We start from the raw sequence: 23,141 nt of genomic DNA on the forward strand, positions 1-23,141 counted from the left end.
CAGGGCGGGAAGTGCTGTGGGTCGTCGCCAAACACGCGGCGACCCCGGGTCCGACGAGCGGGCCCGGGGTCGCGACAGAGCGTCGGGGACTCAGATGACGAGGCCCAGCAGCAGGACCAGGACGATCCCGACGACGGAGATGAGCGTCTCCATCACCGACCACGTCTTGAGGTTCTGCACGACGTCGACCTTGAAGTACTCCTTCACCAGCCAGAAGCCGGCGTCGTTGACGTGGCTGAAGAACAGCGACCCGGCGCCGATCGCCAGCACCAGCAACGACGTGTGCGTCGGCGACAGGCCGGCCGCCACCGGGGCGAGGATGCCCGAGGCGGTGATCGTGGCGACGGTGGCCGAGCCGGTCGCGAGGCGGATCAGCACCGCGACGACCCAGGCGAGCAGCAGCGGCGAGGCGCCGTTGCCGGCGACGGCCTTGGCGATGATGTCGCCGATGCCGGTGTCCACCAGCACCTGCTTGAAGCCACCACCGGCGGCGACGATGAGCAGGATGCCGGCGATCGGCGGGAACGACTGCTCCACCGATGTGGCGATCTGCGCGCGGGACAGCCCGGCCCCACGACCCAGGGTCACCATGGCGACGAGGACGGCCAGCAGCAGGGCGACCAGCGGGGTGCCGAAGAAGTCGAGCACCGTGCGGGTCGCGTCGCCCTTGGGCAGGAAGATGTCCACGAGCGCCTTGCCCAGCATGAGCACGACCGGCAGCAGCACGGTGAAGAGGGTCGCGCCGAAGCTCGGCCGACGCGTGGCCGTCGCCGCCTCCGCGGCCAGCGTGCCGGGGCCGTCGCTGACGCGGTGGCCGGTGCCGGACGCCGAGGCCTCCGAGCGCGACACGAACAGGTCGGGAGCCTGGACCGGGACCCAGCGCGCGGCATACCGGGAGAAGAGCGGACCGGCGATGATGACCGTCGGGATCGCGATGAGGACGCCCAGGCCGAGGGTGATGCCGAGGTCGGCCTTGAGGGCGGCGACCGCGACCAGCGGGCCGGGGTGCGGCGGCACGAGGCCGTGCATCACCGACAGGCCGGCCAGCGCGGGGATGCCCACGCGCATGAGCGGCAGCCCGGAGCGCCGGGACACCAGCAGGATCACCGGGATCAGCAGGACGAGGCCGATCTCGAAGAACATCGGCAGCCCGATCAGCGCCCCGACGAGTGCCATCGCCCACGGCAGCGCCCGCGCGCTGGCCCGGCCGACGATGGTGTCGACGATCTGGTCGGCGCCGCCGGAGTCGGCCAGCAGCCGTCCGAGCACCGCGCCGAGCGCGATCAGCGTGCCGACGCTGGCGACGGTGGCGCCGACGCCCTTGCCGTAGCTGTCGAGGGTGTCGGCCAGCGGCAGGCCGGCGATGGCGCCGACGGCGATGGCGCCGAGGGTCAGGCTGAGGAAGGGGTGCAGCTTGACCTTGGTGATCAGCAGCACGATCAGCGCGATGCCGATCAGCGCGGCTGCGATCAGCCGCGGGTCGCTGACGGCCGGGGCCGCCGCGGCGACGAGGGCGGTGGTGCTCACGTCTACTCCTGGGTGGAAGGGATGGGTGGGTCAGGCCGGGACCGGGTGGTCCGACAGGTATGCCGTGAAGGTCGCCACGACGGCGGGGACGGGCTCGGCGAGGTCGGCGACCATCCCCTCCTCATCGGCCTGGAGCGGCTCGAGGTCGGCGAACTGGGACGCGACCAGCGAGGCGGGCATGAAGTGGCCCGGCCGCTGGGCGACCCGCTGCTCGACGACCTCGGGGGAGCCGTGCAGGTGCAGGAAGGGGAGGTGGCCGACGGGCGCGCGGAGGATGTCGCGATACCGGCGCTTGAGGGCCGAGCAGCTGACGACGGCACCGGTGCCGCGGTGCTCGGCGAGCCAGCCGGCGATCGCGGCGAGCCACGGGGCGCGGTCGGTGTCGTCGAGCGGGATGCCGGCCGACATCTTGGCGATGTTGGCCGGCGGGTGGAACTCGTCGGCGTCGGCGTAGGGGACCCCGAGCCGGGTGGCGAGCTCGCGGCCGACCGTGGTCTTGCCGGAGCCGGAGACGCCCATGACCACCGCGAGGGGGTGCGGTGCGGAGGGCGGGGTGAGGGTCATGCGTGCTGCTCCCGGGGTTGGTGGCTTCGGACCACTGTCGGGTGTTGGTGTCACGAAATCAAGAGTTAACCGGAAATTGATATGATCAATCTCCGACTAGAGTGAGCCCATGTCGACGCCGGGCCTGCACGAGCGGGTCCTCTCACGTCTCGGCCCGGCCATCGTCGCCGGGGAGCCGGCTCCGGGCGAGGTGCTGCGCCTCGAGCAGCTCGAGGCGCGCTACGGCGTCTCGCGCACGGTCGTGCGCGAGGTGGTCAAGGTCCTCGAGTCGATGCACGTGGTGACCAGCCGCCGCCGGGTCGGGGTGACGGTCCGCCCGCGCGAGGACTGGAACCTCTTCGACCCCCGGATGATCCGCTGGCGTCTGGCCGGCGCCGACCGCATGGAGCAGCTGTCCTCGCTGAGCCAGCTGCGCTCGGCGGTCGAGCCCGTGGCGGCCGCCCTGGCCGCCCGCAACGCGACGCCGGAGCACTGCGGGATGCTCACGGCGGCCGTGATCGGCATGTCGGTCTCGGCGCGCAAGGGCGACCTCGAGACCTACCTGCGGCACGACATCGCGTTCCACCAGGCGGTGCTGCAGGGCTCGGGCAACGAGATGTTCGCCGGGCTCACCCAGGTCGTGGCAGAGGTCCTCGCCGGCCGCACCCACCACCACCTGATGCCCCCGCACCCCGAGCCCGAGGCGATCCGGCTGCACGCCGAGGTCGCCGACGGCATCCAGGCGGGCGACGCCGCCCGGGCCGAGACGGCCATGCGGGGGATCGTGCAGGAGGCGATCGAGGCGATGGAGGCCATGGCCGCCGAGCCGGAGGCTCCGGCGGCCGGCCGCGGGGCCCGATCGCGTCCTGGGGCGAGCCCTGGTGCCCGTCCGGCCACGGGGTCGCAGACGCGCACGACGGCCACCGGGGCCCGGCGCAGGTCTGGGGACGCGGGCCCGGATGTCGCCGGTCGCCGTTAGGGTTCCCTCGTGTCCACCGCCCTGTACCGCCGCTACCGGCCCGAGTCCTTCGCCGACGTCATCGGCCAGGAGCACGTGACCGAGCCCCTCATGCAGGCGCTGCGCACCGGGCGGGTCAACCACGCCTACCTGTTCAGCGGCCCGCGTGGCTGTGGCAAGACCACGAGCGCCCGCATCCTGGCCCGCTGCCTCAACTGCGAGCAGGGACCCACGCCCATCCCGTGCGGCACCTGCCACTCGTGCGTGGCGCTGGCCCGCGGCGGCTCCGGCTCGGTCGACGTCATCGAGATCGACGCCGCCAGCCACGGTGGTGTCGACGACGCCCGTGACCTGCGGGAGCGTGCCTCCTACGGCCCGGCCCAGAGCCGCTACAAGATCTACATCATCGACGAGGCGCACATGGTGACGCCGCAGGGCTTCAACGCCCTGCTCAAGATCGTCGAGGAGCCGCCGGAGCACGTGAAGTTCGTCTTCGCGACGACCGAGCCCGAGAAGGTCATCGGCACGATCCGCTCCCGCACCCACCACTACCCGTTCCGCCTGGTCCCCCCGCAGGTGCTGGCCGACTACCTCGGCCAGCTCTGCGAGTCCGAGGGCGTGGCCGTCGCGCCGGGCGTGCTGTCCTTCGTCGTGCGCGCCGGCGGCGGCTCGGTGCGTGACTCCCTGTCGGTGCTCGACCAGCTCATCGCCGGGTCCGGGTCGGAGGGCCTGACCTACGAGGGCGCCGCGGCGCTGCTCGGCTTCACCGAGGGCGAGCTGCTCGACGCGACGATCGACGGCCTCGCCGCCCGTGACGCCGCCTCGGTCTTCCGCCAGGTCGACAAGGTCATCGAGACCGGCCACGACCCGCGGCGCTTCGTCGAGGACCTGCTCGAGCGGCTGCGCGACCTCATCGTCGTCGCGGCCGTGCCCGACGGCGGCTCGGCCGTGCTGCGCGGCCTGCCCGAGGACCAGCTCGAGCGGATGCGCCAGCAGGCCGCGGCGTTCGGCAGCGGCGCGCTCTCCCGCGCCGCCGACATCGTCAACGCCGGCCTGACCGAGATGAGCGGCGCCACCGCGCCGCGGCTCCAGCTCGAGCTGATCTGCGCGCGGGTCCTGCTCCCCGGCGCCTCCGGCGAGAGCGGGTATGCCGCGCGCCTGGACCGCCTCGAGCGTCGCCTCGAGCTCGGCACCGGTGCGCCCGCCGGGTCGGCGCCCGCCGCGCCGCCGGTGCAGTTCAGCCGGCCCGCGCCGTCGCCGGCTGCCTCGGCGGCCCCTGCCCCGGCCTCTCCGGCCCCTTCCGCTCCCGCGCCGTCGGCTGCGCGCCCCGAGCCGGCGGCAGCGCCGGAGCCGTCACCGGCGGAGCAGCCGGCCGAGCCCGTGCGCGAGCCTGCTGCGTCTTCAGCGGCAGCCGAGCCGGCCCATCGGGGCAACGACGACTCCCGAACCGCGGATGAGCCTCAGCGCACGACCGCGCCCGAGCAACGGCGTCCGGACGAGCCTGAGCACCAGCCCCGCACCGAGTCCCGGCCCCAGCCGCAGCAGGCGGCCCCGCCCGAGCCCACCGAGCCCGAGCCCACCGAGCCGCCCGCCGCGACGCCGGTCGCCTCGATGCCGGTTCCGGGGGGCATCGACACCGACGCGATCCGGCGCGCCTGGCCCGACGTGCTGGCCAAGATCTTCTCGATCAAGCGGTCCACGTGGACGTTCCTGTCCGAGCACGCGCAGGTGCTCGACTACGACGGCCAGCGGCTGCTGCTCGGCATCTCCACGATCGGCCTGGCCAACACCTTCCGCCGCGGCCAGCACGCCGAGCTGGTCCGCCAGGCCCTCATCGAGGTGCTCGGGGTCGACGCCGTCGTCGAGGGCATCCCGACCCCCGAAGGTTCCGGCGCCCCGGCCTCCGGCGGCGGTGCCCCGGCGCAGGCCCCGGCGACGACCGCTCCCGCCGCGTCGGACGACAACCCGTCGGGTGGGCGAAATGGCGGCTGGGACGAGCCCGCCAGCACACCGCCCCCGGCGGCCGCCCAGGGCGGTCCCGACCGCTCCGCCTCGCCGGGCGTCTCCGGCGCCGGCGAGGACACCGCGGGCCGCCGCGGTGGCCGCCCCGGCGACGGCTGGGGCGAAGGCTCCGACCGATCCCGCGACGGTGACGGTGGCTGGGACACCAGCGCCCCGCCACCGGACTGGGCGAGCGTGCCGTCGGCCGCCGGTGGCTCCGCCCCGCCCGACCCGCAGGACGCGCCGGAGACGGCACTGAGCCCCATGCAGCGCGCGCGCCAGGCCGTGGCGCGCGAGGCGGGCACCCGGCAGACCGCCGTGGTCGAGCCGGCCGACGACAGCGTGGACCCCACTGACGACGAGGACATCCTCGACGTGGGCGGGGTCGGGCTGCCGGTGATCCAGAGCGTGCTCGGCGGCACGGTGATCGGGGAGTTCGACCAGTAGCCTGCTGCCTCAGGTCCGTGTCGACGGCTGCGTGCCGCGACGAGAAGAGGTTGCATGCTCTACCCGGTGAGCCGGTTCGTGCTCGTGCCGTTGGCCCGTGCCATCTACCGACCGCGCGTGGAGGGGCGTGACAACGTGCCGCGTCATGGCGCGGTGATCCTCGCGAGCAACCACCTGTCCTTCATCGACAGCGTGGTCATCCCGCTGACCGCCCCGCGCAAGGTGGTGTTCCTCGCCAAGGCCGAGTACTTCACCGGCACCGGGATCCGCGGCGCGCTGAGCCGGCTGTGGTTCACGTCGCTGGGCATGATCCCGGTCAAGCGCGACGACCACCGGGCGGCGCAGGACTCTCTTGACGCCGCGCTCGAGGTCCTCAAGCGGGGCGAGGCGTTCGGCATCTACCCCGAGGGCACCCGGTCCCGCGACGGCCGGCTCTACCGCGGGCGCACCGGGGTCGCGTGGCTGGCGCTGACCGCCGGCGTGCCGGTCGTGCCGGTGGCGCTGGAGGACACCCAGCGCCTCCAGCCGGTCGGTTCGCGGCTGCCCCGTCCGGTGCGGGTGACGGTGCGCTTCGGTGAGCCGCTCCACTTCGCCGACCGCTACGCCGGCGTGCCCCAGGGGCGGGCCCGCCGCGAGGTGACCGACGAGATCATGGCCGCGATCCACGCCCTGTCCGGTCAGGAGCTCGCCGGCGTCTACAACGAGCGCCCGGCCACCCCACCCGCCTGACCTGCCACCTTCCGGAGGCCGAGCGGCTCCGCCGTCCGGCCCGGGTGTCCGTGACCCCACTGTCACGTGGAAGGCATAGGCTCACGGTGTGTACGAAGGCGTGGTCCAGGACCTGATCGACGAGCTCGGCCGGCTGCCCGGCGTGGGCCCCAAGAGCGCGCAGCGCATCGCCTTCCACCTGCTCACGGCCGACCCGGCCGACGTCAGCCGGCTGGTCAGCGCCCTGACCGAGGTCAAGGCCAAGGTGCGCTTCTGCGTCACCTGCGGCAACGTCGCCCAGGCCGAGCAGTGCCGCATCTGCGCCGACCAGCGCCGCGACCCCGCGCTGATCTGCGTGGTCGAGGAGCCCAAGGACGTCGTCGCGATCGAGCGCACCCGCGAGTTCCGGGGGCGCTACCACGTGCTCGGCGGCGCCATCAGCCCGATCGAGGGCGTCGGCCCGGACGACCTGCGGATCAAGGAGCTGCTGACCCGCCTGGCCAGCGACGAGGTCACCGAGATCATCATCGCCACCGACCCCAACCTCGAGGGCGAGGCCACGGCGACCTACCTCGCCCGCCTGCTGCGCCCGATGGGGCTCAGGGTCACCCGGCTCGCCTCGGGCCTGCCGGTCGGTGGCGACCTGGAGTACGCCGACGAAGTCACGCTGGGGCGTGCGTTTGAGGGCAGGAGGCTGCTGGATGTCTGACGAGCTGACCATGCTGAGCGAGGAGACGGCGCGCGAGGCGCGCGGCTACCTCTCGACGGTCACCGAGGTGGCCTCGGGTGCGTCGCCCGACACCGCGATCCCCGTGCTGCTGCTCGCGGTCTCCCAGGTGCTGGTGGCGGGAGCACGGCTCGGCGCCATCACCGACGTGGTGCCCGAGGAGCGGTTCGAGGCCGACCCGGGTCCCGAGGCCGACGTCGACCCGCTCCGGCAGGGGCTGGCCAACCTCTTCGAGGGGCTCGACGCCTACGCCCACGTGGTCGACCCGCTGCTCGGCATCGAGGTCGCCACCGGCTCGCTGAGCGACGACCTGGCCGAGGTCGCATCCGCCCTGGCCCACGGCCTGCAGCACCTCGAGGCCGGCCGGGTCACCGAGGCGCTGTGGTGGTGGCAGTTCAGCTACCTGTCCTCCTGGGGCGACAGCGCCTGCCGCGCGCTCCGGCTGCTCCAGGCGGTGCTGCGCCACGTCCGCCTCGACGCCGACGACGAGGTCGTCGCCGACGCGGAGTTCGACGCGCTCCACCCCTGAGTCCAGGCACCACGCCGTATGCCGTGTGGCTGGGTCCCAGCCGCACGGCATACCGCTGTCGGCCCCGTGCCCGTTGTGCGCGTCCGGGGTCAGGCGATGCGGGTGCCGCGCGGGAGACGGCGGACCGGCGTGCGCAGCCGGCGCACCCCGAGCACCGTCGCGCCCGCCCCGACGGCGAGCAGGAAGGCGAAGCCCCACGGCCACACCGGGTGCACCGCTGCCAGCCGGGCCCGCTGGACGGCGTTGCTGGGGTCGTCCGGGTTCTGCCCGCTCTGCTGGAACTCCGGCCAGCACTCGTTGCGCACCGTCGACGCCGGCACGGGCCCCAGCCGGGCCATCCGCGCGCCGTCGCTGATCTGCTGCAGCGGCTCGAAGCCCATGGCCGTCATCGGCTTGCGCACCGGGGCTGCGTCGGCGACGACCACGAACGGGTTCAGCGCCAGCAGCCACCAGGTCCGCTCGCTGTGGAAGACGCGCTCGTTGCGGTGCCCCACCACGCAGTCCGCGGCGGTCGGCTCCTGCGGCTGGACGGGGTTGCCCTGCGGGTCGACCTTGACGGCCAGGGCGCTCTCGGGCACCCCGCGGTAGCGCACCGACTCCACCGTCGACACCATCGGGATGGACAGGGCGAAGGCGATGAGCGTGCCGAACACCAGCGCCGCGACGGTGAGGTAGGTCAGCACCACCGACGTCACGGTCCGCGCGGTGAGGCTGGAGAACAGCAGCCCCAGCCCGCACACCACGCCCAGCACCACCACCATGACGAGGACGGCGAGCAGCAGCCGGCCGATGGGCACGCCCCCGGCGATCCACGCCCACACGAGGAACGGCCCGGCGGCCACGAGGAACGCCAGCGCCATGACCAGCGCGGCGACGAGCTTGCCCAGCACGATGTCGGCCGGGGTGAGCAGCGTCGTCTGCAGCGTCGCCAGCACCCCGTGCTCCCGGTCGCCGTTGACCGACGTCGCCGTCAGCGACGGGACGACCAGCAGGCCGAGGCCGAGGACGAAGAACAGCACGACGTCGTAGAGCGTGCTGCCCCGGTCGCGCGGCAGGTCGTGGACGGCATACCAGGTCAGCGCCGAGACCAGCCCGATCAGCAGCACCCACAACGCCATGACGATCGGCCAGCGCGACGTGCGCACGCGCTGCCGCAGCTCCAGCGACGCGACGGTCCTGATCCCCTGGGCGCTCATCGCCGCTCCTCCGTCACTGCCAGGTAGGCGCTCTCGAGGCTGCCGTGGGTGGGGGCGAAGGACACGACCGGTATGCCGTCCCTCACCAGTGCGGCCAGCAGCCCGGCCGCCGCGGCCTCGCCGGCGACCTCGACCTCCACCCCGTCCGTGGCCGGCCGGTGCGTCACCTGCTGGCGCTGCAGGGCCGCGACCAGCGCCCCTGGGTCGAGGGCGGTGACCCGCCAGCGGCGCGGGGGAGCGCCGGTGCTGTCGCCCTCGCCGTCGACGTCCTCGACGGCGATGCTGCGGCCGCCGGCGACGATGACGGCGCGGTCGGCAACCTCCTGCAGCTCGGTGAGGATGTGGCTGGAGACCAGCACGGTCGCGCCCTGCCCGGCGAGGTCGCGCAGGATGTCGCGCAGCTCGATCCGGCTGCGCGGGTCCAGCCCGGAGGCGGGCTCGTCCAGCAGCAGGACGCCGGGGCGGTGCACGAGCGCGCGGGCCAGGCCGAGCCGCTGCTTCTGCCCGCGGGAGAGCACCCGCGCGGGGCGCTCGGCCAGGTCGGCCAGGTGCACCAGCTCGAGCACCTCCCGGACGCGGGTCCGTGCCGCGGCGCGGTCGATGCCGTAGGCCGCGGCGACGGTCTCCAGCACCTCGCGGACCGTGAGGGCGTCCCACGTGCCGAACCCGTCCGGCATCCAGCCCATCACCCGGCGGACCTCCCGGGGCGAGGCCACCGGGTCCAGCCCGGCGATGCGGATCGTCCCGGCGTCCGGCACGAGCAGGGTCGCCAGCATGAGCAGCAGGGTGGTCTTGCCGGCACCGTTGGGCCCGATCAGCGCGGTCACCTCGCCGGGCGCCGCCACCAGGTCGATGTGCTCGACCGCCTGCACCGACCCGAAGGCGCGACGCACCCCCTGGACCTCGATCCCGCCCGCCATCTGCCACCCCTCCGGTCACCGGTGTCGCCGAACGTTATCGGGCGCCGGGGCGTGCTCGCCGCAGGCTTTCCCGCGTGGCGGTCAGGTGGGCGGAGGACCCGTCCACCCGGCATACCGGGCAGTCTCGGCATCCGGCCACCGGGTGGTCCAGGACACGGGACGGATAAACTGGCCCTTCCGCCAGAGCGACCAACCGGAGCATTCCTTGAGCTTGATCGTCCAGAAGTACGGCGGTTCGTCCCTGGCCGATGCCGAGAGCATCAAGCGCGTCGCGCGGCGGATCGTCGAGACCCGCCGCGCCGGCAACGAGGTCTGCGTCGTGGTGTCCGCGATGGGTGACACCACCGACGAGCTGCTCGACCTCGCCGAGGAGGTCAGCCCGCTGCCGCCCGGCCGTGAGATGGACATGCTCCTGACCGCGGGTGAGCGCATCTCGATGGCCCTCGTCGCCATGGCGATCGCCAACCTCGGCCACGAGGCGCGCTCCTTCACCGGCTCCCAGGCCGGCGTCATCACCGACAGCAGCCACGGCAAGGCGCGCATCATCGATGTCACCCCGGGTCGGATCCGCGACGCCCTCGCCGAGGGCCACGTGGCGATCGTGGCGGGCTTCCAGGGCGTCAGCCAGGACAGCAAGGACATCACCACGCTGGGCCGCGGCGGCTCCGACACGACCGCCGTCGCGCTCGCGGCCGCGCTCGAGGCCGACGTCTGCGAGATCTACAGCGACGTCGACGGCGTCTTCACCGCCGACCCGCGCATCGTGCCCACCGCCCGCAAGATCCACCGGCTCTCCAACGAGGAGATGCTGGAGATGGCGGCGTCGGGCTCCAAGATCCTGCACCTGCGCTGCGTGGAGTACGCCCGCAGGTTCGGCATGCCGATCCACGTCCGGTCCTCGTTCTCCTACCGGGAGGGCACGTGGATCGTGGACCCAGAAGAAGGAGAGTCCGTGGAAGCCCCGATCATCGCCGGCGTCGCGCACGACCGCAGCGAGGCCAAGATCACCGTCGTCGGGGTGCCGGACCACCCGGGCAAGGCCGCCGAGATCTTCCAGGCGTGCGCCAAGGCCGGCATCAACATCGACATGATCGTGCAGAACGTCTCCGCGGTGGAGACCGGTCTGACCGACATCTCCTTCACGCTGCCCAAGACCGACGGCCAGGTCGGCATCTCCGCGCTCAAGCAGGTGCAGGAGTCGGTCGGCTTCGCCTCGCTGCAGTACGACGACCACATCGGCAAGCTCTCGCTCGTGGGGGCCGGCATGCGCTCCCACCCCGGTGTGTCCGCCACGTTCTTCCAGGCGCTCGCCGACTCCGGCGTCAACATCGAGATGATCTCCACCTCGGAGATCCGCATCTCGGTCGTCACCCGCGACGACCAGCTCGACGATGCCGTGCGCGCCGTGCACACGGCGTTCGGCCTCGACACCGCCGAGGGTGAGGCCGTGGTCTACGGAGGTACCGGACGATGAACACCCGCAAGCCCACTCTGGCCGTCGTCGGCGCCACCGGTGCCGTCGGCACGGTGATGCTGCAGATCCTGTCCCAGCGAGAGGACGTCTGGGGCGAGATCCGCCTCGTCGCCTCGGCCCGCTCGGCCGGCAAGGTCCTGCGGGTCCGCGGCGAGGACATCGTCGTCCAGGAGCTCACCCCCGAGGTGTTCGACGGCGTCGACGTCGCGATGTTCGACGTGCCCGACGAGGTGTCGGCGCAGTGGGCGCCGATCGCGGTCGAGCGCGGCGCCGTGGCCGTCGACAACTCCGGTGCGTTCCGGATGGACCCCGAGGTGCCGCTGGTCGTCCCCGAGGTCAACCCCGCCCAGGTCCGCAACCGGCCCAAGGGAATCATCAGCAACCCCAACTGCACGACGCTGACGATGATGGACGCCCTCGGTGCGCTCCACGCCGGCTGGGAGCTCAAGGAGCTCGTCGTCTCCTCCTACCAAGCGGCCTCCGGTGCCGGGCAGCCCGGCGTCGACCGGCTCTACGACGAGCTCGAGGTCGTCGCCGGTCACCGCGAGGTGGGCCAGCACACCGGCGACGTGCGCGCCGCCATCGCCGACAAGCTCGGCGAGGACAGCCCGTTCCCCGCGCCGCTGGCGCTCAACGTCGTGCCGTGGGCGGGCTCGCTCAAGGACGACGGCTGGAGCTCGGAGGAGCTCAAGGTCCGCAACGAGTCCCGCAAGATCCTGGGCATCCCCGACCTGAAGGTCTCCGCGACCTGCGTGCGGGTGCCGGTCGTCACGACGCACTCCCTCGCGGTGCACGCCGTCTTCGACAAGGCGCTCACCGTCGACCAGGCCCGCCAGGCCCTCATCGAGGCGCCCAGCGTCGTCGTGCTCGACGACCCCGAGGCGGGCGAGTGGCCGACCCCGGCCGACGTCGTGGGCACCGACCCGACGTGGGTGGGGCGCATCCGCCAGGCGCTGGACTTCCCGAACACCATCGACCTGTTCGTCTGCGGCGACAACCTGCGCAAGGGCGCGGCGCTCAACACCGCGCAGATCGCCGAGCTGGTCGCCGCCGAGCTCACCGCCGGCTGAGGCCCGGTCCCCCTCCTCGACCGGACGCACCAAACGGCCCAAATCGGCCGCCTCAGGGCGGTGGTTCGGGCCGTTTGGTGCGTCCGGTGTCAGAAGGTGGCGGAGGAAGCCGATGGCGCTAGATGCTGCCCAGGCTGAGCACGCTCAGGGCGAACGATGACGCCACGGCGATGACGAGCCCGAGGACGCCGCGCTGCCGCCTGACCGGTGGGGTTCCCGGTGGCCACAGCTGCTCGGCCAGCAACCAGGCGACCAGGCCGAAGCCCCCGTTGATGCCCAGGATCCAGAACCAGAACCACTTCGTCCCGCGCTGTGGGCGTGGCCCGAACAGCAGCCCGACGAGGCCGAGCACCGCGACCAGCACGCCGAGCACCGGCACGAGCTCCCAGTTGCGCAGGCCCTCCGTCGCCCCGTGGGCGCGCATCGCGGCGATCAGGTCGGTGGTCGGCTGCAGCATCACGGTGGTCGGTGCGTTGCCGTCGTCGGTGACGTGCGGCGGCGGTGACCCCTCGCCGACGGTGGCACCGAACGACGTGTAGCGCGTCCGCCCGTCGCCCAGGTCCCAGGCCAGGCCCTCACCCTGGTCGGAGGTGTTGAAGCCCATCCGGCGCAGGCCCCAGACCTCCTCCATCCCCGCGAGGGCGTAGACCTGCAGGTAGCCGTCGACCCGGCCCGCGGCGATGTCGGCGCGCAGCTGCGCCTCGCTGCTCTCCCGCGGCAGGGTCCAGAGGTGCAGGGCCACGAACGCCGCCCATCCGGCGAGCAGCACGACGGCGACCGCCCTCCGCCACCGCGCCACCGCCGACGTCCGCTCGAGGAGCGGCTCGGCCCCCATCGTCGTCTCCCCCGTCATGCGCGGATCGTATGCGCGGACGCCGCCCCTTCACGGTGAAACGGGTGCGCCCCTTCCCGTCCGACCCCGCCTCCTCGACCGAACGCACCAGTTCCGTCGAATCCGGCCCTGACGGGTCGCGGTTCGACGGATCTCGTGCGTTCGGTGGGTTACAGGAAGCTCAGGACGAAGCTCATCGCCGCGCCCGCCCCGAGGCTGAGGACGAAACCGGTGAGGCCGGTCAGGCGACCGTCTGCCCTGAACCACACCTCGCGACGGGGAAACGGCGGCCCCAGCACCGGGACCCGGGGCTTCGGCGGGTGCAGGTGCTCGAGCACCACCCACGCCGCGATGCCGACTCCCGAGATCGCGGTGGAGATCCAGAACCAGAACCACTTGCTCCCGCGCTGGGGAGGTGGGCCGGCCAGCAGCAGGACCAGCGCCGTCAGGCCGATGACCGAGACCGCCACCTGCAGGCGGTCCTCCCACGGCAGCAGCCCGCCCGGCTGCCGGGTGGCCCCGGCCTCCTCGAGCGCGGTGACCAGCGCCGCCACCGCCGGGGCCGGCTTCGGCGGGACCTCGGTGCCGTCCGGGTTCAGGGTGGTGGTGTCCTGCGGCGGCTGAGCGTCGAGGTCGATCGGCGCGCCGGTGACGCTCGCCCAGCGGGTGCGCCCGTCGTGCAGCGACCAGGCGATCCCGGGACCGGCAGGGGCGGTGTCGAACCCGGTCGCGGTGAGGTTCCACGGGCCCTTCCGGTGGTTCAGGCCGTAGACGACCCGGTAGCCCGTCACCCGCCCGGCCGTGACGTCGGCGCGCAGCTGCTGCGGCGTGCTCTCCCGCGGCTGGGTCCAGAGCGTCAGCCCCAACGTCGCTGCCCAGCCGAGCAGCAGCAGCCCCGCGAGGACCCTCACCACCACCCGCGCCGTCGGGTACGTCGTCGTCCCGGCCGGCCCGGCCGTCCCCCCATCCATGCGCGGATCGTATGCCGTGCCCCTCGCCTCAGCGGGGGAGGCCCACCTCGGCGCGCAGGCCCGGCGCCGGGTCGGCGTCCGTGAGCCGGATCGTCCCGCCGGCCCGGCGCACCAGCTCCCGGGCGATGGCGAGGCCGAGGCCGGTGCCGCCGGCGTCCCGGTCGCGGGCGTCGTCGAGCCGGGTGAACCGCTCAAAGACGTTCTCCCGCAACGCTGCCGGGATGCCGGGGCCGTCATCCACCACGCTCAGGACCACCCCGTCGGCCGAGCGCTCCGCCGCCAGCTGAACCCGCGTGCCGGCGTGGCGGACGGCGTTGTCGACCAGGTTGGTCAGGGCCCGGCCCAGCTCGTCCGGGTCGGCCCGCACCTCCAGCCCACCCACCGCAGGGGTGACCGTCACCGGGACCCGCGACCCGGCATACCGGTGGGCGATGTCGGTGAGCAGCGTTGTTGCGTCGAGGACCTGGCGCTCGGGTGGCGTCTGGGCGGCGTCGGAGCGGGCCAGCAGCAGCAGGTCCTCCACGAGCCGGGTGAGCCGGGCGACGTCGAGGAGCAGCTCGGCCGGCAGGTCGCCGCCCTCGCCGAGGCGCTGGGCGACCTCGAGCTGGGTGCGCATCGACGCGAGCGGGCTGCGCAGCTCGTGGGCGGCGTCGGCGACGAAGCCGCGCTGGCGCTCGCGGGCGGCGGCGAGGCGGTCGAGCATCCCGTTGAGGGTCACCGCCAGGGCGTGCACCTCGTCGGCGGAGGCCGGGACCGGCAGGCGCTCGTCGCGGCCGGTGCCGCTGATCCGCTCGGCGCCGGAGCGCAGCTCCTCGACCGGGCGCAGGGCCGAGCCGATGACCCGCCACGCGATCGCCGCGAGCACCGCCAGGAGCAGCGGATAGGTCGCCACCAGCAGCCGCAGCAGCACGCGTTGGCTCTCCGCGACGTCGCCGACCTGGAGGGCGACGAGCACGGTCACCGGGGCGGTGGCCGGCCCGGCCCGCGAGCCGACGACCCGCAGCGGGCCGCTCATGCCCGCACGGGCGCCGGGAACCTCCACCGACTCGCCCGCGGCGGCGCGCGCCAGCTCGGCGGGCCGGAGCAGCGGGGTGAGCCGGTCGGCGTTGACCGACGCGCTGATGACGCGGCCGGACCTGTCGACGACCTGCACCACCTGCGCCCCGGAGACCGGGATCGGGCTGGGCAGCCGCCCCCGGTCGACCAGGGCCACGACGTCGGCGGCGCTGCCCCGCACCTCGGCGTCGATGGTGTGGTTCACCGTCACGACGAGGACGCCATAGAGGGCGGCGCTGCCGAGGGCGAGGGCCAGCGCCAGGCCGGCCACGCCGATGACCAGCAGCCGGGCCCGCAGGCTCATCCGCCGCAGGCTGACCTGTCGCGGGCTGAGCAGCCGCAGCCTCATGACGCCAGGCGGTAGCCCGCGCCGCGCACCGTCTGCAGCGACTCCCGGCCGATCTTGCGCCGCAGGTAGCCGACGTAGACCTCCACGACGTTGGGGTCGGTCAGGTCCCCCGAGTCCCAGACGTGGTCGAGCAGCTCGGTCTTGCTCACCACCCGGTCGGGGTGGCGCATGAGGTACTCCAGCAGCGTGAACTCGCGCAGCGTCAGCTGGACCGGGGTGTCGCGCACGGTCACCTCCCGCGTCGCCGGGTCGAGGCGCAGCGGCCCGACGGCCAGGACGGCCGGGCGCGCCTTGACCTCCCGGCGCAGCAGCGCCCGCAGGCGGGCCAGCAGCACGACGTAGGAGAACGGCTTGGTGAGGTAGTCGTCGGCGCCGTAGTCGAGGGCGTCGGCCTCGTCGTACTCCCCGTCCTTGGCGGTGAGCATCAGCACCGGGACCCAGTTGCCTTCTGCCCGAAGGGTTCTCACCACGTCGTAGCCGGACTTGCCGGGCAGCATGATGTCGAGCACGACGGCGTCGAAGTCGCCGTGGCGGGCGGCCTCCAGGCCCGCCGGGCCGGTGTGCGCCACCTCCACGACGAAGCCCTCGGCCGTCAGCCCCCGGCGCAGGGCAGTGGCCAGCCGGACCTCGTCCTCCACCACGAGCAGTCGCACGGCATACAGCCTGTCATGCGGCCCGGCCGGCCGCGCCGCTTCCCGGCAGCCGCCGCGAGTCCCGGCCGCGCCGCTTCTCAGGTGCCTCACAGCGCCCCGCCGCCACGATGTGCCCATGAGCATCTTCAGCCAGAGGCCCGCCCTGCGCTGGGCCGTGCCAGGGGTGGCCGCCGTGACGTTCGTCGGGGGCGGCGCACTGGTCAGCACGATCTCCACCAGCGCCAGCGCAGGCTCCGGCCTGCCGCCGCGCACCGCCGCCCAGCTGCTCGTCGACGTGCAGAAGGCCCGGCTCGACGGGCTCTCCGGCACCGTCGTGCAGCGCGCCGACCTCGGCCTCCCGAGCCTGCCCGGCACCGGCGGGCAGGGCAGCTCCGACCTCACCTCGCTCGTCTCCGGCACGCACACGCTGCGCGTCTGGTACGCCGGGCCCGACAAGGCGCGCATCGCGCTGCTCGGGGAGCTCGGTGAGTCCGACGTGATCGCCAACGGCACCGACCTGTGGACCTGGTCCAGCCGCGACAACACGGCCACGCACCGCACGCTGAGCAAGGACATGGCCTCGGGCCACAAGGCGCCCGACGCGGCGAACCTGCCGAAGACCCCGCAGGAGGCCGCCAACCAGGCGCTCGCCGCGCTCGACCCGACCACCACGGTCACCACGAGCGGCACCGCCACCGTCGCCGGCCGCTCCGCCTACGAGCTGGTGCTCGCGCCCAAGGACTCCCGCTCGCTGGTCTCCCAGGTGCGCATCGCGGTCGACGGCGTCAAGCACGTGCCGCTGCGGGTGCAGGTGTTCGCCAAGGGCAGCCCGGACCCGGCGTTCGAGGTCGGCTTCACTGCGGTCGACTTCTCCCGGCCCGACGCCACGCAGTTCGCCTTCAACCCGCCGCCCGGCGCCAAGGTGACCCAGGCCGGCCCTCTCGACGGCCAGAAGCCCGCCTCCAAGCCGGGGGCCACCAACGGCTCCACCGCCAACCGGCCCAAGGTCGTCGGCACCGGCTGGACCACCGTCGTCGTCGCCAAGCTCCCCGCCAACGCGCTGAGCGGTGGCTCCGACAAGGGCACGGCCAACGGGTCCGGCTCGTCCGGCTCCGGCTCGGCCCAGCTCGGCGCGCTGCTCGGCGCCCTGCCCAAGGCCTCCGGGCCGTGGGGATCGGGCCACGTGCTCGCCGGCAAGCTGTTCTCCGTGGTGCTCACCGACGACGGCCGCGTCGCCGTCGGGGCGGTCACCCCGCAGACCCTGTATGCCGCGCTGGCGGCGAAGTGAGTGACCTCGCCGTCGCGACCCCCGCGACAGGTGCCGAGGCCCGGGGCGGTGTCGCCCCGGGCCTCGACGCCGCGATCCGCACCCAGGGCCTGACGAAGCGGTTCCACCACCAGACCGCCGTCGACGGCATCGACCTGCTGGTGCCGCGTGGTGCGGTCTACGGCTTCCTCGGGCCCAACGGGTCGGGCAAGACGACGACGATCCGGATGCTGCTCGGCCTGATCCAGCCCACCTCGGGCCGGCACGAGGTGCTCGGCCAGCCGATGCCGGCCCGGGCCGCCGACGTGCTGCCCCGGGTCGGCTCGCTGGTGGAGGGGCCGGCGTTCCACCCCTACCTGTCCGGCCGCGCCAACCTCGCCCGCCTCGACGCCGCCGACCGCTGCGCCGACCCGGCGACCGCGACGGCCCGCATCGACGCCGCCCTGGACCGCGTGGGCCTGCTGCCCGCCGCCTCCAAGCGCTACCGCGCCTACTCGCTGGGCATGCGGCAGCGCCTGGCCATCGCCGGCGCGTTGCTGGCCCCGCGCGAGCTGCTGGTGCTCGACGAGCCCACCAACGGCCTGGACCCGCAAGGGACCCGCGAGGTCCGGTCGCTGGTGGCCTCCCTGGCGGAGGAGGGAGCGACGGTGCTCGTCTCCAGCCACCTGCTCTCGGAGGTCGAGCAGATGTGCAGCCACATCGGGGTCATGCATGTCGGGCGCCTCGTCGCCCAGGGCACGGTGACCGAGGTACGGGGAGGCACCCAGGCCCGGGCCCGGGTCGACACCGACCACGTCGAGGAGGCCGCTGCCGTGCTGCGCGGGCTGGGCCTGACCGAGGTGGGCGTCGACCACGGGCACGCCCGTGGGGTCATCGGCTCGGTGGCGCCCGAGCGGGTCGTCACCGAGCTCGTGCGCGCCGGGGTTCCGGTGCGCGGTTTCGTCGTCGAGGCGACCAGCCTCGAGGACCTGTTCGTCTCGCTCACGGGGGAGGGCTTCGATGTCAGTGGCTGAGCAGGCCGTCACGTCACTCGGCGGTGCCACCGTCGCCCGGCCGCGACGGGGGGCCTCGCTGCGGTTCCTGCGCTCCGAGCTGCACCTGATCTTCGGCCGCCGGCGCAACCAGGCCGGCATGGCGGTGCTGGCCTCGGTCCCGCTGCTGCTGGCCATCGCGGTCAAGGTCTCCACGCCCCGCGGCGACAGTCGCGGCCCGGACTTCCTCTCCGCGATCACCGGCAACGGCCTGTTCGTCGCCCTCGCCGCGCTCGGCATCGAGCTGGGCCTGTTCCTGCCGCTGGCGATCGCGATGATCTCCGCCGACGCCGTCGCAGGCGAGGCCAACGTCGGCACCCTGCGATACCTGCTGACCATCCCGGTGGAGCGGACCCGGCTGCTGGCGGTGAAGTACGCCGCGATCGTCATCTTCGCCGTGGTCGCCACGCTGTGGGTCAGCCTCGTCGGCGTGGTCATCGGCCTGGCGCTCTTCGGCGGTGGCCCGATGACCTTGCTGTCCGGCACGCAGATCGGCTTCGGCGCCGCGCTGGTGCGGGTGCTGCTGGCCACGCTCTACCTCGCCGCCGGCTTCGCCTCGCTCGGTGCGGTCGGGCTGTTCATCTCGACGTTGACCGAGCAGCCGATCGGGGCGGCCGTCGCGGTCGTCATCCTCAACGTCGCGAGCTTCATCCTCGACACCATCCCGCAGCTGGGCTGGCTGCACCCGTGGCTGATCACGCACTGGTGGATGTCGTTCGGAGACTTCCTGCGCGACCCGATCTCCTGGGACGGCCCGCTGCGCGGCCTGGCCATCGCCCCCGGGTATGCCGTGGTGTTCTGGCTCGCGGCCTGGGCCCGGTTCGCGGGCAAGGACGTCACCAGCTGATCCCTGCCGGTCGGTCGGCTCGTCACGACGCGATGTTGGCGGCGATGGTGGTGCTCAGGAGCGGCGGCTGGCCCGGCCGGTCGCGCCGCCGATCGAGGCGCCGACGCCGATGCCCAGGACGTAGCCGAAGTCGTACCAGGCCCCGTTGTTGTGCACCTCGTAGATCCCGACGTGGTGGTTGAACAGCGAGACGATGAAGGCGATCGGGACGATGATGCCCTGCCACAGGCCGAGCCAGAACCCGGCGGCGTGGGGGTTCCCGGAGCTCGCGGCAGGGTTGGCAGTCGCCGCGCAGGAGGCGAGCACGAGGGTGCCGGCGACCAGGGCCAGCGCCATGACGACGGCGCGGCCGCGGCGCCGGGGGATGAGTGCCTTCATGGTGACCTCCGCTGCCAGCACAGCCGATCGGCACCATCCCGACCCGGTCCGAAGGTCCCCCTGACGTCCGGGGCGCCGATCATGCATGATCGGACCCCGTGACGACTCTGCGACGCAGCATGACCCGCAGCCTCTGGGAGGCGGTCCACGCCGAAAGCGTTGTGCCAGCGGCGATTCCGCCGATCAGTGTGCATGTCGCCGATCGGCCGGAGGGGCTCCCGTCCCGGCTGCCGGTCCGCGAGGCAGCGTTGGCGACGGTCTCGACCGCCCTGCTCGCGGCGCTGGAGCTGCACCACCAGCGCGGCGGCCCGCTCGCCCACGGGATCGAGCTCGACGCCGGCCATGTCGCGGCCGCGGTCCGCAGCGAGCGCTACGTGCGTCTCGGCGGGCGGCCTGCCTCGTCGGGCTCCTTCGCCCCGCTGTCCCGCTTCTGGCGCACCGCCGACGGCTGGCTGCGCACCCATGCCAACTACGCCTGGCACCGGGACGCCCTGGTGGGCGCGCTGGGAGCCGGCGACGAGCCCGCGACGGTGGGGCGCGCGATACAGGAGCTGGCGGGCGAGGAGGCCGAGGCCCGCATCGTCGGGGCCGGCGGCATCGCCGCCGTCGTGCGCACCGAGCAGCAGTGGCGCGAGCACCCGCAGGCGGTCGCCGTCGCCGGACGTGGCCTCGTCGAGCGCACCAGCCTGCCGGGGGCAGCGCCCCGGGTGCGGGCCGCCGGTGACCGACCGGCGAGCGGGCTGCGCGTGCTCGACCTGACCCGGGTCATCGCGGGGCCGATCTGCACGCGTTACCTGGGCGCGCTGGGCGCGGACGTGCTGCGGCTGGACCCGCCGCACCGGCCGGAGCCGGAGGACACGTGGGACACGCTGCTGGGCAAGCGCAGCGCCGTCCTCGATGCCCGCACCCGTGAGGGCCTCGACCGGCTCCACGCGCTGCTCGACGAGGCCGGCGTGCTGGTCCACGGCTACCGCCCCGGAGCGCTCGCGGCGTTCGGGCTCACCGCCGAGCAGCTGGCCGAGCGCCACCCGGGGCTCGTCGTCGTCGGCCTGTCCGCATGGGGCCCGGTGGGACCGTGGGGCCGACGCCGGGGCTTCGACTCGATCGTCCAGGCGGCGACCGGCATCTCCTGGGTCGAGGCGCGCGACGATGCGCCCGGGGCCATGCCGTGCCAGCTGCTCGACCACGGCACGGGCTACCTCGCGGTCGCCGCCGTCTGCGAGGCGCTGATGGCGCAGGCCGTCGAGGGCGGCACGCAGGTCCGTGACCTCGCCCTGGAGCGGACCGCCGCCTGGTTGCTCGGTCAGCCCCGGCCCGACCCCGAGCCGACGCTGCCTGCGGACGTCGAGGACGTCGCCGCGTGGCTGCGCCCGGTGGAGTCCGTCGCCGGGCAGCTCGACGTCATCGCCCCGGCCGGCACCGTCGACGGGCGGGCGCTGTCGTGGCCGCACCGGGTCGGCGACTACGCCGCCGCCGAGCCGGTCTGGTGACCTCGAGGGCGCCGGGCGCCTACGCCACGCGCCCCGGCTGACCGTGAGGTCGCACACCTGTGCCTGACCTGTGAGAGCCGGCCAATCGCCTGAGCGACGGTCGCGGCCGGTGTTACGTTCGCGCTCTGAGCCCAACGGAGTCCAGGGGTGGGACGGCTTCGTCACGGAGGTTGTCATGGGTCATGAGCACGAGGTCACCGAGCTCGTCGGCGCGATGTACGACGCGATGCGCCGCGGTGATGCCGACCTGATCAGCGAGCTGCTGTCCAGGGACGTGTCCGTCGTCATCGGTGTCAACGACGCCATCCTCTGGGAGGGCCACGCGGAGGCCAGCGCCGGCTTCGCCGCGCGGTTCGCCGGGGGGCTCGGCCTGGACGTCCAGGCGAGCGACCTGCTCCGGGTCCACCGGCACGGCGACGTCTGCTGGTTCGAGGACCGTCCGCTGCTCGGCGCCGGCAGCGACGCCTGGGTCATGGGCCGCTTCACCGGCGTCGTCCGCCTCGAGGGCGACGGGCGGTGGCGCGTCGTGCAGTGGCACGCCTCGCTGGGCACGCCCCCGCAGGACGTCGACGTGGCGCTTCCCCTGCGCAAGCAGGTCTCCCCGCAGGTCCCCACCCAGACCTCGCCTGCCTGAGCCGCGCCCACGGCGCCACGCTCGACCGACCTCGCGGCACTCTGGACAGGTGGACGGGCCTGGCTGCGCGCGAGGACGGTCGCGTGTGCGCAGCCGTCCCGGGCCGTCGGCGTTGCCGGCGGTCCGGGACGCGTCGAGCCGTGCCTCAGCCGCCGGGCGGGACGTAGCCGACCTTCAGGTGTGAGGCCTCGTCGACCTCCTCGGGGGAGATCAGCACGACGGTGCGGGCGCGGGTCGCACCGGAGCTGTTGACCGCCATGGCCACCGCCACCGCAGTCTTCTCGTCGGGCAGCTCGACCCGCACGTAGGCGTCGTCGTCGCCGAAGGCGAAGTCGAAGGACTCGACCCGGCCGCCGAGGTCGGCGGTCATCTTCTCGATCGCAGTGCGCCGCGCGACCCCACCGGCCGCGGCGACTCCTCTGACGCCTTCGGTCTGGTAGTTCGCGATGATCATGTAGCGGGGCATGAGGACCTCCTCGGCTCCTCGGCGTGCAGGGGGACGCGCGCCACGCTCGTCGCCCGGGGTCGGCGCCTCAACCCTCATCGGGGTGAGCCGGCCTGCGTCGCCGCCACCTGCCGCGAGCCGGGGACGGGAGGCGACCGGCGCGGCATACTGGCTGGTCATGGTGGCTGTCCCTCCCGTCCGGCACCTGGTCCGTGCCAGGGACCTGGCCGACGCGCGCTACGTCGAGCCGATCACCGTCGAGGACATGGCGCGGGCCGCGGGCCTGTCACGGGCGCACTTCAGCCGCGAGTTCCGCAAGGCGTTCGGGGAGTCGCCGCACCAGTACCTGCTGACCCGGCGGCTCGAGCGCGCGGCGGCGATGCTGCGCAGCACCGACCGCTCGGTCGCCGACATCTGCATGCTCGTCGGCCTGGAGAGCGTCGGGTCGTTCACGTCGAGCTTCACCCGGACCTTCGGGGAGTCGCCGACCGCCTACCGGCGGCGTTTCCCCGATCCGCTGGTCTATGCGCGCATGCCGGCCTGCGTCCTGCGCGTCTACAGCCGACCGCAACGCAGCACGTTTGGAGAAGACGCGGCGCCGACTGCGGACCTAGCGTCGTGATCATCCAGCAGGGAACACCTACATGAATGAAGGATGGGGACGACGATGATCAAGCTCAGCACCTGCCAGCTGTGGGTCCACGACCAGGACGTGGCGCTCGACTTCTGGACGCGCAAGATCGGCTTCGAGGTCCGTGAGGACGTCACCGTGCCGGAGATGGGCAACTTCCGCTGGCTCACCGTCGGGCCGGCCGGCCAGCCGGACATCGCCGTCGTGCTGATGGCGATCCCCGGGCCGCCGATGATCGACGCCGGCACCCAGGGCGAGATCGCGGCGCTCATGGGCAAGGGCTTCGCCGGCACGCTGTTCCTCACCACCGAGGACTGCCAGGCCTCCTACGACGACCTCAGCGCCCGCGGCGTGGAGTTCACCGAGAAGCCGGAGGAGCGGCCCTACGGCATCGACTGCGGCTTCCGCGACCCCTCGGGCAACTCGGTCCGGCTCACGCAGGTCCGCGAGCTGGCCAGCGTCTGAGTCGCGCGGCAGA

Annotated in this window: 24 protein-coding genes; 14 read left to right on the top strand and 10 right to left on the bottom strand. The window is 73.6% G+C overall.

All coding sequences use genetic code 11. The features are described 5' to 3' along the window. Positions 1 to 90 precede the first annotated feature (90 nt). Together AC3ANM_RS12925 and AC3ANM_RS12930 are read right to left on the bottom strand one after the other, a co-directional pair. Positions 91 to 1,527 (bottom strand): GntT/GntP/DsdX family permease, encoded by a 1,437-nt coding sequence (locus tag AC3ANM_RS12925; RefSeq protein ID WP_488284822.1) that lies wholly within the window; start codon positions 1,525 to 1,527, stop codon positions 91 to 93. Between the two features lie 30 nt (positions 1,528 to 1,557). Beyond that, on the bottom strand, positions 1,558 to 2,091 hold the full coding sequence (locus tag AC3ANM_RS12930) for a gluconokinase (RefSeq protein ID WP_488284823.1): 534 nt from the start codon (positions 2,089 to 2,091) through the stop codon (positions 1,558 to 1,560). Between the two features lie 109 nt (positions 2,092 to 2,200). On the opposite strand from AC3ANM_RS12930, the gene AC3ANM_RS12935 reads away from it, so the two are divergent. The 5 genes from AC3ANM_RS12935 (at position 2,201) to AC3ANM_RS12955 (ending at position 7,440) form a co-directional block, all read left to right on the top strand. Next, the gene (locus tag AC3ANM_RS12935; protein WP_488284824.1) at positions 2,201 to 3,049 is read left to right on the top strand and encodes a FadR/GntR family transcriptional regulator; all 849 of its coding nucleotides are present in this window, start codon (positions 2,201 to 2,203) and stop codon (positions 3,047 to 3,049) included. A 9-nt stretch (positions 3,050 to 3,058) separates the two neighbouring features. Then, entirely contained in the window at positions 3,059 to 5,476 is a 2,418-nt protein-coding gene (locus AC3ANM_RS12940) for a DNA polymerase III subunit gamma and tau (protein WP_488284825.1), read from the top strand. A 54-nt stretch (positions 5,477 to 5,530) separates the two neighbouring features. Beyond that, positions 5,531 to 6,205: a lysophospholipid acyltransferase family protein gene (locus AC3ANM_RS12945; protein WP_488284826.1), complete on the top strand. Its 675-nt coding sequence runs from the start codon at positions 5,531 to 5,533 to the stop codon at positions 6,203 to 6,205. 88 nt (positions 6,206 to 6,293) lie between these two features. Beyond that, on the top strand, positions 6,294 to 6,893 hold the full coding sequence (recR, locus tag AC3ANM_RS12950) for a recombination mediator RecR (RefSeq protein ID WP_488284827.1): 600 nt from the start codon (positions 6,294 to 6,296) through the stop codon (positions 6,891 to 6,893). Beyond that, a complete protein-coding gene (locus AC3ANM_RS12955) occupies positions 6,886 to 7,440 on the top strand; it encodes a DUF5063 domain-containing protein (protein ID WP_488284828.1) in 555 nt (184 codons plus the stop codon). The genes recR and AC3ANM_RS12955 overlap by 8 nt, the downstream gene beginning before the upstream one ends. Before the next feature lie 89 nt (positions 7,441 to 7,529). On the opposite strand, the gene AC3ANM_RS12960 is transcribed toward AC3ANM_RS12955, so the two are convergent. Both AC3ANM_RS12960 and AC3ANM_RS12965 read right to left on the bottom strand, forming a co-directional pair. Further along, positions 7,530 to 8,636: an ABC transporter permease gene (locus AC3ANM_RS12960; protein ID WP_488284829.1), complete on the bottom strand. Its 1,107-nt coding sequence runs from the start codon at positions 8,634 to 8,636 to the stop codon at positions 7,530 to 7,532. Next, entirely contained in the window at positions 8,633 to 9,556 is a 924-nt protein-coding gene (locus tag AC3ANM_RS12965; RefSeq protein ID WP_488284830.1) for an ABC transporter ATP-binding protein, read from the bottom strand. Before AC3ANM_RS12965 ends, AC3ANM_RS12960 begins: the two co-directional genes overlap by 4 nt. Before the next feature lie 205 nt (positions 9,557 to 9,761). Between AC3ANM_RS12965 and AC3ANM_RS12970 the strand changes: the two genes are divergently transcribed. Both AC3ANM_RS12970 and AC3ANM_RS12975 read left to right on the top strand, forming a co-directional pair. After that, entirely contained in the window at positions 9,762 to 11,030 is a 1,269-nt protein-coding gene (locus AC3ANM_RS12970) for an aspartate kinase (protein WP_488284831.1), read from the top strand. After that, a complete protein-coding gene (locus AC3ANM_RS12975) occupies positions 11,027 to 12,100 on the top strand; it encodes an aspartate-semialdehyde dehydrogenase (RefSeq protein WP_488284832.1) in 1,074 nt (357 codons plus the stop codon). Before AC3ANM_RS12970 ends, AC3ANM_RS12975 begins: the two co-directional genes overlap by 4 nt. 118 nt (positions 12,101 to 12,218) lie before the next feature. Here AC3ANM_RS12975 and AC3ANM_RS12980 read toward each other — a convergent pair whose 3' ends face one another. From AC3ANM_RS12980 to AC3ANM_RS12995, 4 genes are all read right to left on the bottom strand, one after another. Then, positions 12,219 to 12,953 (bottom strand): hypothetical protein, encoded by a 735-nt coding sequence (locus tag AC3ANM_RS12980; protein WP_488284833.1) that lies wholly within the window; start codon positions 12,951 to 12,953, stop codon positions 12,219 to 12,221. Between the two features lie 149 nt (positions 12,954 to 13,102). Continuing rightward, positions 13,103 to 13,903, bottom strand: a complete 801-nt coding sequence (locus AC3ANM_RS12985) for a hypothetical protein (protein WP_488284834.1) — start codon at positions 13,901 to 13,903, stop codon at positions 13,103 to 13,105. 28 nt (positions 13,904 to 13,931) lie between these two features. Further along, positions 13,932 to 15,308: a sensor histidine kinase gene (locus tag AC3ANM_RS12990; protein WP_488284835.1), complete on the bottom strand. Its 1,377-nt coding sequence runs from the start codon at positions 15,306 to 15,308 to the stop codon at positions 13,932 to 13,934. Continuing rightward, positions 15,305 to 15,961: a response regulator transcription factor gene (locus AC3ANM_RS12995; protein ID WP_488284836.1), complete on the bottom strand. Its 657-nt coding sequence runs from the start codon at positions 15,959 to 15,961 to the stop codon at positions 15,305 to 15,307. The genes AC3ANM_RS12990 and AC3ANM_RS12995 overlap by 4 nt, the downstream gene beginning before the upstream one ends. A 115-nt stretch (positions 15,962 to 16,076) precedes the next feature. Here AC3ANM_RS12995 and AC3ANM_RS13000 point away from each other — a divergent pair, with 115 nt between their 5' ends. The 3 genes from AC3ANM_RS13000 to AC3ANM_RS13010 are packed head-to-tail and all read left to right on the top strand — an operon-like array spanning position 16,077 to position 19,085. Then, positions 16,077 to 17,228: a LolA family protein gene (locus tag AC3ANM_RS13000; RefSeq protein WP_488284837.1), complete on the top strand. Its 1,152-nt coding sequence runs from the start codon at positions 16,077 to 16,079 to the stop codon at positions 17,226 to 17,228. Beyond that, complete coding sequence (locus tag AC3ANM_RS13005) at positions 17,225 to 18,220, top strand: ABC transporter ATP-binding protein (RefSeq protein WP_488284838.1); 996 nt, start codon at positions 17,225 to 17,227, stop codon at positions 18,218 to 18,220. The genes AC3ANM_RS13000 and AC3ANM_RS13005 overlap by 4 nt, the downstream gene beginning before the upstream one ends. Next, positions 18,207 to 19,085 (top strand): ABC transporter permease, encoded by an 879-nt coding sequence (locus AC3ANM_RS13010; protein WP_488284839.1) that lies wholly within the window; start codon positions 18,207 to 18,209, stop codon positions 19,083 to 19,085. The genes AC3ANM_RS13005 and AC3ANM_RS13010 overlap by 14 nt, the downstream gene beginning before the upstream one ends. A 54-nt stretch (positions 19,086 to 19,139) precedes the next feature. Here AC3ANM_RS13010 and AC3ANM_RS13015 read toward each other — a convergent pair whose 3' ends face one another. Further along, positions 19,140 to 19,463, bottom strand: coding sequence for a hypothetical protein (locus AC3ANM_RS13015; RefSeq protein WP_488284840.1), 324 nt, complete (start codon positions 19,461 to 19,463; stop codon positions 19,140 to 19,142). A gap of 98 nt (positions 19,464 to 19,561) precedes the next feature. Here AC3ANM_RS13015 and AC3ANM_RS13020 point away from each other — a divergent pair, with 98 nt between their 5' ends. Beyond that, complete coding sequence (locus AC3ANM_RS13020; RefSeq protein ID WP_488284841.1) at positions 19,562 to 20,953, top strand: CoA transferase; 1,392 nt, start codon at positions 19,562 to 19,564, stop codon at positions 20,951 to 20,953. Positions 20,954 to 21,128: 175 nt separating this feature from the next. Next, a complete protein-coding gene (locus tag AC3ANM_RS13025; RefSeq protein WP_488284842.1) occupies positions 21,129 to 21,587 on the top strand; it encodes a nuclear transport factor 2 family protein in 459 nt (152 codons plus the stop codon). A gap of 145 nt (positions 21,588 to 21,732) precedes the next feature. Here the strand turns inward: AC3ANM_RS13025 and AC3ANM_RS13030 are convergent, their stop codons facing one another. After that, on the bottom strand, positions 21,733 to 22,212 hold the full coding sequence (locus AC3ANM_RS13030; RefSeq protein ID WP_488284843.1) for a GYD domain-containing protein: 480 nt from the start codon (positions 22,210 to 22,212) through the stop codon (positions 21,733 to 21,735). On the opposite strand from AC3ANM_RS13030, the gene AC3ANM_RS13035 reads away from it, so the two are divergent. Both AC3ANM_RS13035 and AC3ANM_RS13040 read left to right on the top strand, forming a co-directional pair. Beyond that, positions 22,211 to 22,654 (top strand): helix-turn-helix domain-containing protein, encoded by a 444-nt coding sequence (locus AC3ANM_RS13035; protein ID WP_488284844.1) that lies wholly within the window; start codon positions 22,211 to 22,213, stop codon positions 22,652 to 22,654. The two genes, AC3ANM_RS13030 and AC3ANM_RS13035, sit on opposite strands and share 2 nt — an antisense overlap. Before the next feature lie 33 nt (positions 22,655 to 22,687). Continuing rightward, a complete protein-coding gene (locus AC3ANM_RS13040; protein ID WP_488284845.1) occupies positions 22,688 to 23,128 on the top strand; it encodes a VOC family protein in 441 nt (146 codons plus the stop codon). The last annotated feature ends 13 nt before the right edge of the window (positions 23,129 to 23,141 follow it).

The organism is Oryzihumus sp. JJN4-3R, from assembly GCF_057747915.1.